Genomic DNA, 15825 nt, shown 5'->3' on the forward strand with positions numbered 1-15825 from the left:
CGCGCATTGGCGCGGGTTTCTTAAACTTCAACAGGTTCGAATCAGTTATTGATTCCGCCCACGAGTCTACCGCGCAAACTGGATGCGTTTAGTAGTAGACCGAGTAGGCGGAAAGAATGAAACATGATTCAAACCTCGTAAATTTTTTGGATGCACATATTGGTACTGGAATTGAGGTGTGAAGTCAACCTTAAGTGCAAGGGTATTTCTGTAACGTAAGAAGGGCGATGTGCTGTGATTTTTCAGCTGCGCAGAGCAATGGCATTAATTAGTAACAGGAGAAGTGATTCCATCCACTTAAAAAATCGTTTAGAAAATAGGATTTATTTTAAATCATTGATAATTAATTAGTTATGTCGGAAATGCGCATTGCTGATAAAACAAGATTAGGCTTGTTGTTAAGAAGAATATGATGTGATCGGACCGTTTTATAGATAATCACGCCAGAAAGTAATTATCACAAAAGATTGTGGACTGAGTGGTCAGGCAATATGAAAATCATATTTCTTAGAACACGCTGCAAATAATCTCTAAACCAGCATTTTCCTCTGTGGTTATGACGAAGAATTAGTTTAATCCTCGCAGGCAATAATCACGCATCAGTGCCTTTATTGCCGGTTCGGGCGCGACGTGGCGTCCTGGCGTTTGCAGGCCGGGTTGTCTGCGGTTATGGTAATCGACCTACTCTCATATAATTAACTCAAGTAGATTCCCTGTACCTGGAAGGCGGAAAGAACGCCGCCTTCTGAGCATAAACATAAGGTTTTGATCTTAATTGGCGATCGGGGGCCGGATATCAGTGGTGTGCGGGAAACGCGAACGTCAGTGGATTCAGTCCCTCAAGCCTGGAGGCAGAAAATGGAGATGTTGTCAGGAGCCGAAATGGTCGTCCGTTCGTTAATCGATCAGGGCGTTAAGCAGGTATTCGGTTATCCGGGCGGAGCGGTGCTCGATATTTACGATGCGCTGCAAACGGTCGGTGGTATTGACCACGTATTGGTCCGCCATGAACAAGGCGCGGTACACATGGCCGATGGCCTTGCGCGTGCGACCGGTGAAGTGGGTGTGGTGCTGGTGACTTCCGGTCCGGGCGCCACCAACGCGATTACCGGTATTGCAACCGCCTACATGGATTCAATCCCGATGGTGATTCTGTCGGGTCAGGTGCCTTCGTCACTGATTGGTTACGATGCGTTCCAGGAGTGCGACATGGTCGGTATCTCCCGCCCGGTGGTGAAGCACAGCTTCCTGGTGAAAAACGCCGAAGAGATCCCAACCGTGCTGAAAAAGGCCTTCTGGCTGGCTGCCAGCGGTCGCCCTGGGCCGGTGGTTATCGATCTGCCAAAAGATATCCTGAACCCAGCGAACAAACTGCCATACGTCTGGCCGGAAACCGTGAGCATGCGCTCATACAATCCGACCATTCAGGGCCACAAAGGACAGATCAAGCGCGCGCTGCAAACGTTACTGGCTGCGCACAAGCCGGTGATTTACGCCGGCGGCGGGGCGATTATGTCGGGCTGCGAAGCAGAATTGCTGCAGCTGGCTGAGCAACTGAATATTCCGGTGACGACCTCGCTGATGGGCCTGGGCGTGTTCCCTGGCACGCATCGTCAGTGTATCGGCATGCTGGGTATGCACGGTACTTACGAAGCCAACATGACCATGCACAATGCCGATCTGATTTTCGGTATTGGCGTGCGCTTCGACGACCGCACCACCAACAATCTGGCGAAGTACTGCCCGAACGCCACCATTATGCATATCGATGTCGATCCGACGTCGATCTCCAAAACGGTCAGCGCGGACATTCCGATTGTCGGCGATGCGAAGCAGACGCTGGCGCAGATGTTAGAGCTGCTGGCGCAAAGCGATGCGAAGCAGGAGCTTGATAGCCTGCGCGACTGGTGGCAGACCATTGAAGGCTGGCGTGGCCGCAAGTGTCTGGAATTCGATCGCACCACTGACAAAATCAAGCCGCAGGCTGTCATCGAAACCATCTGTCGTTTGACTAAAGGCGAAGCTTACGTCACCTCTGACGTCGGTCAGCATCAGATGTTTGCCGCACTTTATTACCAGTTCGACAAGCCGCGTCGCTGGATCAACTCCGGCGGCTTGGGCACCATGGGCTTCGGCTTGCCTGCTGCGCTGGGCGTGAAGATGGCGCTGCCGGATGAAACGGTTATCTGCGTGACCGGCGATGGCAGTATCCAGATGAACATTCAGGAGCTATCGACCGCGCTGCAGTACGATTTACCGGTGCTGGTATTGAACCTCAACAACGGCTTCCTCGGCATGGTTAAGCAGTGGCAGGACATGATTTACTCCGGTCGCCACTCGCAGTCTTACATGCAATCGCTGCCTGACTTCGTGCGTCTGGCCGAAGCTTATGGTCATGTGGGGATCTCCATTGCGCATCCTGCGGAACTGGAAGAGAAGCTGCAGCTGGCACTAGATACGCTGGCGAAAGGCCGTCTGGTGTTTGTGGATGTGAATATTGACGGCAGCGAGCACGTTTACCCGATGCAAATTCGTGGTGGTTCGATGGATGAGATGTGGTTGAGCAAAACGGAGAGGACTTAATTATGCGTCGTATTTTATCGGTTCTGCTGGAAAACGAATCCGGCGCATTGTCCCGCGTAGTGGGACTGTTCTCTCAACGTGGTTACAACATCGAAAGCCTTACTGTCGCGCCAACCGATGATCCGACCTTGTCACGGATGACGATTCAAACGGTCGGCGATGAGAAAGTGCTGGAGCAGATCGAGAAGCAGTTGCACAAGCTGGTGGACGTGTTACGTGTCAGCGAGCTGGGGCAGGGCGCTTACGTTGAGCGTGAAATCATGCTGGTGAAAATCCAGGCCAGCGGTTACGGCCGTGAAGAAGTGAAGCGCAGTGCGGAAATTTTCCGTGGTCAGATTATCGATGTCACGCCAACGCTTTACACGGTTCAGCTGGCAGGCACCAGTGATAAACTCGACGCGTTTCTTAACACCGTTCGCGACGTAGCAGAAATTGTTGAAGTAGCTCGTTCAGGAATCGTGGGTGTGTCGCGTGGCGATCGCGTAATGCGTTAATCACCTTAAGTAACGTTTTTATCTGATTCTAACCCGGCGAAAAGCCGGGTTTTTTTATTTTATGCGCTTATCCAGGATGAGAGAGAAAAGCGGTTGCTCGGCGTAGTGTTCTGCGGTTAGATGTTACAAATGTTTTACCCATAGCTACTCTGCGGATATTTTCGCCAGCGCTGGCTTATCAGAATTAAGGTGTCACCGTGAAACTGGATGAAATTGCGCGCCTGGCAGGCGTGTCGCGCACCACGGCCAGCTATGTAATCAATGGCAAAGCGCGGCAGTATCGTGTCAGCGAGAAAACCGTCGAGAAAGTGATGGCGGTGGTGCGTGAACACAACTATCACCCGAATGCCGTCGCGGCAGGGCTGCGTGCCGGACGCACGCGTTCAATTGGCCTGGTGATCCCTGATTTGGAAAACACCAGTTACACGCGCATTGCCAACTATCTGGAACGCCAGGCGCGTCAGCGCGGTTATCAGCTACTCATTGCCTGCTCGGAAGATCAGCCGGACAATGAAATGCGCTGCATCGAGCATCTGTTGCAGCGTCAGGTTGATGCCATCATCGTTTCGACTTCACTGCCGCCAGAGCATCCGTTCTATCAGCGTTGGATCAACGATCCTTTACCGATTATCGCGCTGGACCGTGCGCTGGATCGTGAACACTTTACCAGCGTGGTGGGTGCCGATCAGGATGATGCGCAGGCATTGGCGGCTGAATTGCGTCAGCTATCGGTGAAAAACGTGCTGTTCCTTGGGGCGCTGCCGGAATTGTCGGTGAGTTTCCTGCGTGAACTCGGCTTCCGCGATGCGTGGAAAGACGACGAACGGCCCATTGATTACATTTACTGCAACAGTTTTGATCGTGCCGCCGCAGCAACGCTGTTTGAGAAGTACCTCGACGATCATCCGATGCCGGAGGCGCTGTTTACCACGTCGTTTGGGCTGCTGCAGGGCGTAATGGACGTTACCTTGAAGCGTGATGGCCGCTTGCCAACCGATCTGGCGATTGCCACCTTTGGCGACCACGAATTGCTGGACTTCCTTGAGTGTCCGGTGCTGGCGGTGGGTCAGCGTCATCGCGACGTGGCTGAGCGCGTGCTGGAACTGGTTTTGGCCTCGCTGGATGAACCGCGTAAACCGAAACCGGGTTTAACCCGCATTCGTCGTAATTTATTCCGCCGCGGACAATTAAGCCGCCGCGTTAAATGAAATGCTGGGCAGTTCACTGCCCAGTGTTAATTTAACCTGCAGCTATTTCCTGCAAACCTTACGGCGTAAATAAGCGTAAATAATCGCCACTCCAGCTAACAATTTAACCCTGCTGACTTTTCTTAACTGTTTACATCTTCAGCAGCGTGTCTTAGCAGAGCTGGCGCGATGATGCTGGGCTTCCTTTCAGAAATCCCCTAAAATGCCGCCGTCGTCGCAGATTGCAGGGCAAATATAATTCCGCGTAAAAGCGCTTTATTTTTCACCATTTTTCATTGTGCGAAAATTTTTATTCAATTATTCATCAGGTTAATTTTTTATTTTGCGAATCCATGTCGATTAATTCCCTCTCTGATTAATTTCACCCGATGTAAATAGTGATATTCACTTGCCGTTGCGGCTTGACAAGGATTTCATCGGCTCCGTAAACTCGTTTCGTGGTAAAAAGTGGGATAAAGTGGTGAAAACGGGTGATTGAGGGGTAAGGCTGGCATGTTCCGTGGAGCAACGTTAGTCAATCTCGACAGCAAAGGGCGATTAGCAGTACCAACGCGCTATCGTGAATTGCTTGTCGCAGAGTCTCAGGGGCAAATGGTATGCACCATTGACCTCCACCAGTCATGCCTACTGCTTTATACCCTGCCCGAATGGGAAATCATTGAGAAAAAGCTGTCTCGCTTATCCAGCATGAATCCCGCCGAGCGTCGCGTACAGCGATTGCTGTTGGGACATGCCAGTGAATGCCAGATGGATAATGCGGGTCGTTTGTTGTTGGCGAACACGTTACGTCAACACGCCGGCCTGACCAAAGAAGTGATGCTGGTTGGACAGTTCAACAAGTTTGAGCTGTGGGATGAACAGACCTGGTATCAACAAGTTAAGGATGATATTGACACAGAACAGTCGGCTCAGGAGCCTTTATCTGAGCGGTTGCAGGACTTGTCGCTATAGCTATGCAGGAAAATTTCAAACACACCACAGTGCTGCTGGATGAGGCGGTAAACGGCCTCAATATCAGGGAAGACGGCATTTATATCGATGGCACTTTTGGTCGCGGCGGTCACTCGCGCTTAATCCTTTCTCAGCTTGGCGAGAAAGGGCAACTGATAGCGATTGATCGCGATCCGCAAGCGATAGCCGCAGCCGCTGAGATAAAGGATCCGCGTTTCTCGATCGTGCATGGGCCGTTTTCTGCCTTGGCGGAATATGTCGAAGAGCGTGGGCTGACCGGTAAGATCGATGGCGTTTTGCTCGATCTGGGCGTCTCTTCACCACAGCTGGATGATGCCGAACGCGGCTTCTCCTTTATGCGTGATGGGCCGCTGGATATGCGTATGGACCCAACGCGCGGGCAATCAGCCGCTGAATGGCTGATGAGCGCGGAAGAGGCAGATATCGCTTTCGTGATCAAAACCTACGGTGAAGAGCGTTTCGGTAAGCGTATTGCGCGCGCCATCGTTGAGCGCAACCGCGAACAGCCGATGACGCGCACCAAAGAGCTGGCAACGGTGATTGCCGCCGCGATGCCCGTCAAAGACAAATTTAAGCATCCGGCAACGCGTACTTTCCAGGCGATTCGTATCTGGATCAACAGCGAGCTGGAAGAGATTGATACTGCGCTGAAAGGGGCATTATCGGTTCTCGCACCCGGCGGCAGGTTGTCGATTATCAGCTTCCACTCACTGGAAGATCGCTTAGTGAAGCGCTTTATGCGCGATCAGAGCCGCGGTCCGCAGGTGCCAGCAGGGATTCCGATGACCGAGTCGCAGCTCAAAGCTTTAGGCGGACGTGAACTGAAAACGCTGGGCAAGCTGATTCCTGGTGAAGCCGAAGTGAATGAAAACCCACGAGCGCGTAGTTCGGTGTTGCGTATCGCGGAGCGAACGGCCTCATGATTGGCAACGAGCGCCACAGCTTACCCGGTGTTATTGGTGGGGACTTGCTGCGATTTGGCAAGATCCCAATGCTGTTGTTGGCTGCGGTGCTGGTCTCCTCGGTAATGGTGGTGACCACTACGCACAAGACGCGCCTGTTAACGGCGCAGCGTGAACAGCTGGTGCTGGAGCGTGATGCGCTCGATATCGAATGGCGCAACCTGATTCTTGAAGAGAACGCACTGGGCGATCATAGCCGCGTAGAGCGAATAGCAACCGATAAACTGCAAATGCAGCATGTTGATCCTTCGCAGGAAAATATTGTGGTGCAGAAATAAGGAATCGCAGAACTTAATGAGTGGCGCAGGCAAAACGCTGAAGTTAAAAAAACAAGAAGATAAGGCCAGCTTTGTAAGCTGGCGCTTTGCGTTACTGTGCGGGTGCATTTTACTGGCGCTGGGCGGACTGCTGTCGCGCGTAGCATGGCTGCAGGTAATCAACCCTGACAAGCTGGTGAAAGAGGGCGATTTGCGTTCGCTGCGCGTGCAATCGGTGCCAACCGCGCGCGGGATGATCAGCGATCGTGCTGGTCGTCCACTGGCGGTGAGCGTGCCGGTAAATGCGATCTGGGCCGATCCGAAAGAGCTGACCGAGCACGGTGGCGTCTCACTGGATAGCCGCTGGAAAGCGCTGTCGGATGCGTTATCAATTCCGCTTGATCAACTCGCTGCACGCATCAACGCCAACCCGAAAGGGCGCTTTGTCTATCTGGCGCGCCAGGTGAATCCGGCGATTGGCGAGTACGTGAAAAAGCTTAAGCTGCCGGGCATCTATCTGCGTGAAGAGTCGCGCCGCTACTATCCGGCGGGCCAGGTTACCGCGCACCTGATTGGTTTCACCAACATTGATGGTCAGGGCATCGAAGGCATCGAAAAGAGCTTCGACAAATGGCTGACTGGCGCACCGGGCGAACGTACGGTGCGTAAAGACCGCAATGGCCGCGTCATCGAAGATATCTCTTCGGTAGACAGCCGCGCCGCACACAATCTGACGCTGAGCATTGATGAACGTTTGCAGGCGCTGGTGTACCGCGAACTGAATAACGCCGTAGCGTTCAACAAAGCCGAATCAGGCACCGCCGTGCTGGTGGATGTGAACACCGGCGAAGTGCTGGCGATGGCGAACAGCCCCGCTTACAACCCGAATAATCTCAGCAACACGCCGAAAGACGTGATGCGTAACCGTGCCATTACCGACATCTTCGAACCCGGTTCCACCGTAAAACCGATGGTGGTGATGACGGCCTTGCAGCGCGGTGTGGTGAAAGAGAACAGCGTACTGAACACCGTGCCGTACCGCGTCAATGGTCATGAGATCAAAGACGTGGCGCGCTACAACGAATTGACCCTTACCGGGGTTTTACAGAAGTCGAGTAACGTCGGGGTTTCACGTTTGGCGTTAGCGATGCCCTCCTCAGCACTCGTAGATACTTACGCGCGCTTTGGGCTGGGTAAACCGACCAATTTGGGGCTGGTCGGGGAAAGTAGTGGCTTATACCCTCAAAAACAACGGTGGTCTGACATAGAGAGGGCCACCTTCTCTTTCGGCTACGGGCTAATGGTAACGCCGTTACAGTTAGCGCGAGTCTACGCAACCATTGGCAGCTACGGCATCAATCGCCCGCTGTCGATCACCAAAGTTGACCCGCCGGTAGCGGGTGAACGCGTTTTCCAGGAAGACCTGGTGAAAACGGTGATGCACATGATGGAAAGCGTTGCGTTGCCTGGCGGCGGTGGGGTTAAAGCCGCCATTAAGGGCTATCGCATTGCCATCAAAACCGGTACCGCCAAGAAGGTTGGACCGGATGGACGTTATGTCAACAAATACATTGCTTATACCGCAGGCGTTGCGCCTGCCAGCCGCCCTCGTTTTGCGCTGGTGGTGGTGATCAACGATCCCCAGGCCGGTAAATATTATGGTGGTGCGGTTTCAGCACCGGTGTTTGGTGCCATCATGGGCGGCGTGTTGCGTACCATGAATATCGAACCTGATGCGCTGCCGACAGTTGATAAGAACGAGTTGGTGAAGAATAGAAGTGAGGAATCAAGTGACAGATCGTAACCTGCGCGACTTACTGGCCCCGTGGGTGCCGGGTGCGCCGGCGCGTCCACTCCGTGACATGACACTAGATAGCCGCGCTGCGGCTTCTGGCGATCTGTTTATCGCCGTGGCGGGCCATCATGCTGATGGACGTCGTTTTATTCCGCAGGCTATTGCACAAGGCGTGGCGGCAGTGATTGCCGAAGCTGAAGGTGAAGCCAGCGATGGAGATATCCGTGAGATGCATGGCGTCCCGGTTATCTATCTGGCGCAGTTGCAGCAGCGTCTCTCTGCACTGGCCGGGCGCTTTTATCAGCAGCCTGCTAGCAAACTGAAATTAATCGGTGTTACCGGCACCAACGGTAAAACCACCACCACGCAACTGATGGCGCAGTGGGCCAACTTGCTGGGTGAAACCGGCGCAGTAATGGGCACGGTCGGCAATGGCCTTTACGGTCAACTGGTGGCCACCGAAAACACCACCGGTTCTGCGGTGGACGTGCAGCATGTGCTGAATGATTTAGTCGGGCAGGGCGCAACTCTGACGGCGATGGAAGTCTCCTCACACGGTTTAGTGCAGCATCGTGTTGCAGCCTTGCCGTTTGCGGCTGCGGTGTTTACTAACCTAAGCCGCGATCACCTCGATTATCACGGTGATATGCAGAGCTATGAATCCGCTAAATGGTTACTGTTCTCTGAGCATCAAGTCGCTGAAGCCATCATCAACGCTGATGATGAAGTGGGCCGTCGCTGGCTGGCAAAATTGCCGGATGCGGTAGCGGTCACCATGGAAGACAATCTGCAATCGGGCTGTCATGGTCGCTGGCTCAAAGCCACCGCGGTGGATTATCACGATGGCGGTGCGCACATCCGGTTCAGCTCCAGTTGGGGCAACGGCGAGTTTGATAGCCGCCTGATGGGCGCTTTCAACGTGAGCAACCTGTTGCTGGCGCTGGCTACGCTGCTGGCGCTGGACTATCCGCTTGATGCGCTGGTCGCCACGGCACCGCAGCTGCAGCCGGTGTGTGGTCGCATGGAAGTGTTTACTGCGCCAGATAAACCTACTGTGGTTGTCGATTACGCTCATACGCCAGATGCGCTGGAAAAAGCGCTTGAAGCGGCGCGTCTGCACTGTAAAGGCCAGCTGTGGTGCGTGTTTGGCTGCGGTGGCGATCGCGACAAAGGCAAACGTCCGCTAATGGGCGCGATTGCTGAGCAATTCTCCGACATCGTGGTGATCACCGACGATAATCCGCGCAGCGAAGAGCCGATGGCGATTGTGAATGACATTCTCACCGGCTTGCTCGATCCGGGCCGCGTGCGTGTGGTTTCCGGTCGTGCGCAGGCGGTCACCAACGCCGTGATGCAAGCTGGCGCCGATGACATTGTGTTGGTGGCCGGAAAAGGCCACGAGGATTATCAAATCATTGGCAACCGCCGTCTGGATTACTCCGATCGCGACACCGTCGCCCGTTCGTTGGGGGTGATGGCATGATTCCCGTTTCGCTCAACACGCTGGCCGAAATCAGCGGCGGCCAACTGCACGGCGCGGACCTAACCATTGCCGATGTCACCACCGATACACGTAAAGTCACCGCCGGTAGCCTGTTTGTGGCGCTGGTGGGTGAACGTTTTGATGCTCATGATTTCGCTAACGATGCCATTGCCAACGGCGCGCAGGCGCTGCTGGTAAGTAAGCTGCTGAAGGTTACTGTACCGCAGGTGGTTGTCGCTGATACGCGCATTGCTTTCGGGCAACTCGCTGCGTGGGTACGCCAACAGGCGAAAGCGCGCGTGGTTGCTTTAACCGGTTCATCCGGTAAAACCTCGGTCAAAGAGATGACCGCCGCGATTCTGCGCCAGTGTGGCGAAACGCTCTACACCGCAGGCAACCTGAACAACGATTTCGGTGTGCCGATGACGCTGCTGCGTCTCACTAAAGAACATGCTTACGCCGTGATCGAGCTGGGTGCCAACCATCAAGGCGAAATTGCTTACACCACCGATCTGGTACGCCCGGAAACCGCGTTAGTCAATAACCTGGCCGCCGCTCATCTGGAAGGCTTTGGTTCACTGGCCGGTGTGGCGAAAGCCAAAGGCGAGATTTTTGGCGGCTTACCGGTACACGGTACCGCGATCGTCAACGCCGACAGCAACGATCTTGCTAACTGGCAATCACAGCTTGTGGATAAAACCCTGTGGCGCTTCTCGCCGCAGCCATTGGCTGATGCTGAGTTCCGCGCCAGCGAAATCGTGCTGCGTGCCGATGCCACACTGTTCACGCTGCATACGCCACGCGGTGATATTGCCGTGGAATTACCGCTGCCAGGCCGTCATAACATCGCGAATGCGTTAGCCGCTGCAGCGCTCGCATTGTCAGTAGATGCGCCGCTGACGGCGATTAAAGTTGGCCTTAAAACGTTACAGGCGGTTCCTGGTCGACTGTTCCCGATTCGTCTGGCGGCCAATCAATTGCTGCTGGATGACAGCTACAACGCCAACGTCGGTTCGATGACGGCTGCCGCGCAGGTGCTGGGCGATATGCCGGGTTACCGTGTGATGGTGGTGGGCGATATGGCTGAACTGGGTGATGAAGCCGAGTTGTGCCATCGGCAGGTGGGCGATGCGGCCAAAGCAGCAGGCATTGATTGCGTGCTGAGCACCGGAACCCTAAGCCAGTTGATTGGCGAAAGCAGCGGCAAAGGCGAGCATTTCGCCACGAAAACCGCGCTGACTGAACGTTTACGCACATTGCTGTCCGAACATCAGGACATCACTATTTTGGTTAAAGGTTCACGTAGTGCCGCCATGGAGCAGGTAGTACAGAGCTTACAGGAGAAAGGAACATGCTAGTCTGGCTGGCCGAACATCTGGTCGCATTTTATTCCGGCTTTAACGTCTTCTCGTACCTGACGTTTCGCGCCATTGTCAGCCTGCTGACCGCTTTGTTCATTTCTCTGTGGATGGGCCCGCGCCTGATTGCCTGGCTGCAGAAACTGCAGATTGGCCAGGTGGTGCGTAATGATGGTCCAGAGTCACACTTCAGCAAACGTGGTACGCCAACCATGGGCGGCGTGATGATCCTCACCTCTATCACCATTTCGGTGCTGATGTGGGCCTATCCATCCAATCCATACGTCTGGTGCGTGCTGGTGGTGTTGGTTGGTTTTGGCATCATCGGCTTTGTGGATGACTATCGCAAAGTGGTGCGCAAAGACACCAAAGGCCTGATTGCGCGCTGGAAATACTTCTGGATGTCAGTGATTTCGCTGGCCGTTGCATTCGCGCTGTTTATCGCCGGTAAAGATACGCCTGCGACGCAGCTGGTGGTGCCGTTCTTTAAAGACATCATGCCGCAACTTGGCCTGTTCTACGTGGTGCTGGCCTACTTCGTGATTGTTGGTACTGGCAACGCGGTTAACTTAACGGACGGCCTTGATGGCTTAGCCATTATGCCAACGGTGTTCGTGGCAGCAGGTTTTGCGCTGGTGGCTTGGGCAACCGGTAACGTCAAGTTTGCCGAATATCTGCATATTCCTTATTTACGCCACGCGGGCGAGTTAGTGATTGTCTGCACCGCGATTGTCGGAGCCGGACTCGGATTTTTGTGGTTCAACACCTATCCAGCGCAAGTGTTCATGGGCGATGTCGGCTCACTGGCGCTGGGTGGCGCGCTCGGCACTATCGCCGTGCTACTGCGCCAGGAATTCTTACTGTTGATCATGGGCGGCGTGTTTGTGGTCGAAACGCTGTCGGTGATTCTGCAGGTGGGATCGTTCAAGCTGCGCGGTCAACGTATTTTCCGCATGGCGCCGATTCACCATCACTATGAATTGAAAGGCTGGCCGGAGCCGCGCGTCATCGTGCGCTTCTGGATTATTTCGCTGATGCTGGTGCTGATTGGCCTGGCAACGCTGAAGGTACGTTAATCATGGCTGACTATCGGGGCAGAAAAGTCGTCATCATAGGATTAGGCATTACTGGCCTCTCCTGTGTTGATTTCTTCCTCGCGCAAGGCGTTACGCCACGCGTGATGGATACCCGTGTCTCGCCACCGGGGCTGGACAAGCTGCCAGCCTCGGTGGAGCGCTATGTTGGCGGTATTAATAGCGATTGGCTGCTGGCGTCCGATCTGATTATCGCTAGCCCAGGCATCGCGCTGGCGCATCCTGCTTTGAGCGAAGCCGCCGATGCCGGGATTGAAATCATTGGCGATATCGAGCTGTTCTGCCGTGAAGCGCAGGCACCAATTGTGGCGATTACCGGTTCGAACGGCAAAAGCACCGTGACGACGCTGGTGGGTGAAATGGCGCGTGCCGCAGGGTGGCAGGTAGGCGTGGGCGGCAACATCGGTTTGCCGGCGCTAACGCTATTGAAATCGCCAGCACAGCTCTATGTGCTCGAACTCTCCAGCTTCCAGCTGGAAACCACACACAGCCTGAAAGCGGCCGCGGCGACGATCCTCAATCTCACCGAGGATCATATGGATCGCTATCCGCTCGGCATGCAGCAATATCGTGCCGCCAAGCTGCGTATTTACGAAAACGCCAGCGTCTGCGTAGTGAACGCTGACGATGGCATGACCATGCCGGTGCGCGGTGTGGATCAGCGCTGCGTGAGCTTCGGCATCAACCTTGGCGATTATCATCTCAATCAGCAGCAAGGCAGCACCTGGCTGCGGGCGAAGGGCGAGAAAGTCCTGAACACCGATGAGATGACGCTGGTAGGTCAACATAATTACACCAACGCGCTGGCAGCGCTGGCATTGGCCGACGCGGTGAACATCCCGCGCGCTTCCAGCCTGAAAGCCTTAACCACCTTTACCGGCCTTGCGCACCGCTTCCAGCTGGTGCATGAAGCCAACGGTGTGCGCTGGATCAACGATTCCAAAGCTACCAACGTTGGCAGCACCGAAGCGGCGCTGAACGGCCTGAAGGTAAAAGGCACGTTGTGGCTGCTGCTGGGCGGCGACGGCAAATCGGCTGACTTCAGCCCGCTGGCGCGCTATCTGCAAGGCGACAGCGTGAAGCTGTTCTGTTTTGGTCGCGATGGCGATGCGTTAGCGGCACTGCGTCCGGAGATTGCCACGCGCACAGAAACCATGCAGCAGGCGATGACGCAAATTGCCGCACAGGTAAAAGCGGGCGATATGGTGCTGTTATCACCGGCCTGCGCCAGCCTTGATCAGTTCCGTAATTTTGAACAGCGCGGCGATCAGTTCGCGCAACTGGCGAAGGAGTTGAGCTGATGCGCATTCCTGGAGCCGGTATCGCCAATTATCTGTCAGTGCGCCTGCGCGATTGGGTGATGGGCGCGCGCGACAGTGATGATGCGCCGGTGGTGCTGTACGATCGCACGCTGCTGTGGCTGACCTTTGGGCTGGCGCTGATCGGTTTTGTGATGGTGACGTCGGCGTCAATGCCGGTTGGTCAACGTCTGAACGAAGATCCGTTCTACTTTGCCAAGCGTGATGCATTCTATATCGCTTTGGCCTTCGGCATGGCGCTGGTGACCTTGCGCATCCCGATGGATTTCTGGCAGCGCTACAGCAACGTGATGCTGATGGTTTCAGTGGTGATGCTGCTGATCGTGTTGGTGGTCGGTAGCTCGGTGAACGGTGCTTCGCGCTGGATTGCCCTCGGCCCGCTGCGTATTCAGCCGGCTGAGCTCTCGAAGTTGACGCTGTTCTGCTATCTCGCAAGCTATCTGGTGCGCAAAGTAGAAGAGGTGCGTAACAACTTCTGGGGCTTCTGTAAGCCGATGGGCGTGATGGTGGTGCTGGCCGTGCTGCTACTGGCGCAGCCTGACCTCGGTACCGTGGTCGTGCTGTTTGTTACCACGCTGGCGATGCTGTTCCTCGCCGGGGCGAAAATGTGGCAGTTCCTGGCGATCATCGGCTCCGGCATTTTCGCCGTGGTGCTGCTGATCATCGCGGAACCGTACCGTATGCGCCGTGTAACGTCCTTCTGGAACCCGTGGGAAGATCCGTTCGGTAGCGGCTACCAGCTGACGCAATCCTTGATGGCATTTGGACGCGGTGAGTTCTGGGGACAGGGCTTAGGCAACTCGGTGCAGAAACTGGAATATCTGCCGGAAGCACATACCGACTTTATCTTCTCCATCATCGGTGAAGAGTTGGGTTATGTCGGTGTGGTTTTAGCGCTGTTGATGGTATTCTTCGTCGCTTTTCGCGCGATGTCGATTGGTCGCCGTGCTCTGGAGATCGATCAGCGCTTCTCAGGCTTCCTCGCTTGCTCGATTGGCGTGTGGTTTAGCTTCCAGGCGCTGGTTAACGTCGGTGCGGCGGCGGGCATGCTGCCGACCAAAGGTCTGACATTGCCGCTGATCAGTTACGGTGGTTCGAGTCTGATCATCATGTCGACCGCCATCGTGTTTTTATTGCGGATAGATTATGAAACGCGTCTGGCGAAAGCGCAGGCGTTTACCCGAGGTGCTCGATGAGTGGCAAACGGCTGATGGTCATGGCAGGCGGTACTGGCGGACACGTGTTCCCCGGTCTGGCCGTTGCCCATCACCTGATGGAACAAGGCTGGCAGGTGCGCTGGCTGGGAACCGCTGACCGAATGGAAGCGGATTTGGTACCAAAACACGGCATTGAAATTGATTTTATCCGCATCAGCGGTTTACGCGGTAAAGGCGTGAAAGCGCAGTTGCTGGCACCGGTGCGCATCTTCAATGCCTGGCGCCAGGCGCGTCGCATCATGAAGAGCTGGCAGCCGGATGTGGTGCTGGGCATGGGCGGCTATGTTTCAGGTCCCGGTGGTTTAGCCGCGTGGAGCTGCGGTATCCCGGTGGTGCTGCATGAGCAGAACGGCATTGCCGGCCTGACCAATAAGTGGCTGGCGAAAATCGCCACCAAAGTGATGCAGGCGTTTCCCGGTGCGTTTCCAAATGCTGAAGTGGTTGGCAATCCGGTGCGTACCGATGTGTTAGCGCTGCCGTTACCGGCAGAACGTCTGAGCGCACGTTCCGGCCCGATTCGCGTGCTGGTGGTCGGCGGCAGCCAGGGCGCGCGTATCCTCAACCAGACCGTGCCACAAGTAGCCGCAGAGTTAGGTGAAGCCATTACGGTTTGGCATCAAACCGGGAAAGGCGGACTGGAAACCGTGCAGCAGGCTTACCGCGCAGCGGGCCAGCCGCAGCACAAAGTCACCGAGTTTATCGATGACATGGCCGAAGCTTACGCCTGGGCCGATGTGGTGGTGTGCCGTTCGGGTGCATTGACGGTGAGCGAAGTGGCCGCCGCAGGTTTACCGGCGATTTTCGTGCCGTTTCAGCACAAAGATCGTCAGCAGTACTGGAATGCGTTGCCGCTGGAAAAAGCGGGCGCAGCCAAAATTTTCGAGCAGCCGCAATTTACCGCAGCTGTGGTAGCGGACACGCTGCGTCACTGGGATCGCACCACATTGTTGGCGATGGCAGAAAAAGCCCGTCAGGTCGCGATTCCCGATGCAACCGAGCGGGTTGCAAATGAAGTGGCGCGCGTCGCGAAGTAATTAATCGGCCAGTTGATTTGGCCCGTACCTTTAGCAGGTACAAACGGGA

The 15825-nt window shown here is 55.2% G+C and carries 14 protein-coding genes; 13 read left to right on the forward strand and 1 reads right to left on the reverse strand.

Features of this window, described 5'->3' with window-relative positions; genetic code table 11:
• Nucleotides 1–41: 41 nt before the first annotated feature.
• Entirely contained in the window at nucleotides 42–125 is an 84-nt protein-coding gene (gene leuL / locus PanJK_RS24015; RefSeq protein WP_099686952.1) for a leu operon leader peptide, read from the reverse strand.
• A 733-nt stretch (nucleotides 126–858) separates the two neighbouring features.
• Between leuL and ilvI the strand changes: the two genes are divergently transcribed.
• From ilvI to murG, 13 genes are all read left to right on the forward strand, one after another.
• Nucleotides 859–2583: an acetolactate synthase 3 large subunit gene (gene ilvI, locus PanJK_RS16320; RefSeq protein ID WP_256695598.1), complete on the forward strand. Its 1725-nt coding sequence runs from the start codon at nucleotides 859–861 to the stop codon at nucleotides 2581–2583.
• A gap of 2 nt (nucleotides 2584–2585) precedes the next feature.
• Nucleotides 2586–3077: an acetolactate synthase small subunit gene (gene ilvN / locus PanJK_RS16325; RefSeq protein WP_008108620.1), complete on the forward strand. Its 492-nt coding sequence runs from the start codon at nucleotides 2586–2588 to the stop codon at nucleotides 3075–3077.
• A gap of 197 nt (nucleotides 3078–3274) precedes the next feature.
• Entirely contained in the window at nucleotides 3275–4285 is a 1011-nt protein-coding gene (gene cra, locus PanJK_RS16330; RefSeq protein WP_265301182.1) for a catabolite repressor/activator, read from the forward strand.
• Nucleotides 4286–4777: 492 nt separating this feature from the next.
• Nucleotides 4778–5236 carry a division/cell wall cluster transcriptional repressor MraZ gene (mraZ, locus tag PanJK_RS16335; protein WP_265301184.1) on the forward strand — a complete coding sequence of 153 codons (459 nt, stop codon included), beginning with the start codon at nucleotides 4778–4780 and terminating at the stop codon, nucleotides 5234–5236.
• Between the two features lie 2 nt (nucleotides 5237–5238).
• The gene (gene rsmH, locus PanJK_RS16340; RefSeq protein WP_265301186.1) at nucleotides 5239–6180 is read left to right on the forward strand and encodes a 16S rRNA (cytosine(1402)-N(4))-methyltransferase RsmH; all 942 of its coding nucleotides are present in this window, start codon (nucleotides 5239–5241) and stop codon (nucleotides 6178–6180) included.
• A complete protein-coding gene (gene ftsL, locus PanJK_RS16345) occupies nucleotides 6177–6497 on the forward strand; it encodes a cell division protein FtsL (RefSeq protein WP_256695601.1) in 321 nt (106 codons plus the stop codon). Before rsmH ends, ftsL begins: the two co-directional genes overlap by 4 nt.
• A gap of 16 nt (nucleotides 6498–6513) precedes the next feature.
• Nucleotides 6514–8280, forward strand: a complete 1767-nt coding sequence (locus tag PanJK_RS16350; protein ID WP_008108616.1) for a peptidoglycan glycosyltransferase FtsI — start codon at nucleotides 6514–6516, stop codon at nucleotides 8278–8280.
• The gene (gene murE / locus PanJK_RS16355; RefSeq protein ID WP_265301189.1) at nucleotides 8267–9754 is read left to right on the forward strand and encodes a UDP-N-acetylmuramoyl-L-alanyl-D-glutamate--2,6-diaminopimelate ligase; all 1488 of its coding nucleotides are present in this window, start codon (nucleotides 8267–8269) and stop codon (nucleotides 9752–9754) included. The genes PanJK_RS16350 and murE overlap by 14 nt, the downstream gene beginning before the upstream one ends.
• Nucleotides 9751–11112, forward strand: coding sequence for a UDP-N-acetylmuramoyl-tripeptide--D-alanyl-D-alanine ligase (gene murF, locus PanJK_RS16360; RefSeq protein WP_265301191.1), 1362 nt, complete (start codon nucleotides 9751–9753; stop codon nucleotides 11110–11112). The genes murE and murF overlap by 4 nt, the downstream gene beginning before the upstream one ends.
• Nucleotides 11106–12188 carry a phospho-N-acetylmuramoyl-pentapeptide-transferase gene (mraY, locus tag PanJK_RS16365; RefSeq protein WP_008108613.1) on the forward strand — a complete coding sequence of 361 codons (1083 nt, stop codon included), beginning with the start codon at nucleotides 11106–11108 and terminating at the stop codon, nucleotides 12186–12188. Before murF ends, mraY begins: the two co-directional genes overlap by 7 nt.
• 2 nt (nucleotides 12189–12190) lie before the next feature.
• The gene (gene murD, locus PanJK_RS16370; RefSeq protein WP_265301194.1) at nucleotides 12191–13507 is read left to right on the forward strand and encodes a UDP-N-acetylmuramoyl-L-alanine--D-glutamate ligase; all 1317 of its coding nucleotides are present in this window, start codon (nucleotides 12191–12193) and stop codon (nucleotides 13505–13507) included.
• Nucleotides 13507–14721 carry a cell division protein FtsW gene (gene ftsW, locus PanJK_RS16375; RefSeq protein ID WP_256695606.1) on the forward strand — a complete coding sequence of 405 codons (1215 nt, stop codon included), beginning with the start codon at nucleotides 13507–13509 and terminating at the stop codon, nucleotides 14719–14721. The genes murD and ftsW overlap by 1 nt, the downstream gene beginning before the upstream one ends.
• Nucleotides 14718–15776, forward strand: coding sequence for an undecaprenyldiphospho-muramoylpentapeptide beta-N-acetylglucosaminyltransferase (murG, locus tag PanJK_RS16380; protein ID WP_154181787.1), 1059 nt, complete (start codon nucleotides 14718–14720; stop codon nucleotides 15774–15776). Before ftsW ends, murG begins: the two co-directional genes overlap by 4 nt.
• Nucleotides 15777–15825: the final 49 nt, after the last annotated feature.

The sequence above is a fragment of the Pantoea sp. JK genome (genome assembly GCF_026130245.1).
In the GTDB taxonomy this organism is placed as follows: Bacteria; Pseudomonadota; Gammaproteobacteria; order Enterobacterales; family Enterobacteriaceae; genus Pantoea; species Pantoea trifolii.

Bases quoted from the DNA above. Each gene is read 5' to 3' on its own strand.
- leuL (WP_099686952.1), bottom strand. From the start codon at position 125: ATGTTTCATTCTTTCCGCCTACTCGGTCTACTACTAAACGCATCCAGT.
- ilvI (WP_256695598.1), top strand. From the start codon at position 859: ATGGAGATGTTGTCAGGAGCCGAAATGGTCGTCCGTTCGTTAATCGAT.
- ilvN (WP_008108620.1), top strand. From the start codon at position 2,586: ATGCGTCGTATTTTATCGGTTCTGCTGGAAAACGAATCCGGCGCATTG.
- mraZ (WP_265301184.1), top strand. From the start codon at position 4,778: ATGTTCCGTGGAGCAACGTTAGTCAATCTCGACAGCAAAGGGCGATTA.
- rsmH (WP_265301186.1), top strand. From the start codon at position 5,239: ATGCAGGAAAATTTCAAACACACCACAGTGCTGCTGGATGAGGCGGTA.
- ftsL (WP_256695601.1), top strand. From the start codon at position 6,177: ATGATTGGCAACGAGCGCCACAGCTTACCCGGTGTTATTGGTGGGGAC.
- PanJK_RS16350 (WP_008108616.1), top strand. From the start codon at position 6,514: ATGAGTGGCGCAGGCAAAACGCTGAAGTTAAAAAAACAAGAAGATAAG.
- murF (WP_265301191.1), top strand. From the start codon at position 9,751: ATGATTCCCGTTTCGCTCAACACGCTGGCCGAAATCAGCGGCGGCCAA.
- mraY (WP_008108613.1), top strand. From the start codon at position 11,106: ATGCTAGTCTGGCTGGCCGAACATCTGGTCGCATTTTATTCCGGCTTT.
- murD (WP_265301194.1), top strand. From the start codon at position 12,191: ATGGCTGACTATCGGGGCAGAAAAGTCGTCATCATAGGATTAGGCATT.
- ftsW (WP_256695606.1), top strand. From the start codon at position 13,507: ATGCGCATTCCTGGAGCCGGTATCGCCAATTATCTGTCAGTGCGCCTG.
- murG (WP_154181787.1), top strand. From the start codon at position 14,718: ATGAGTGGCAAACGGCTGATGGTCATGGCAGGCGGTACTGGCGGACAC.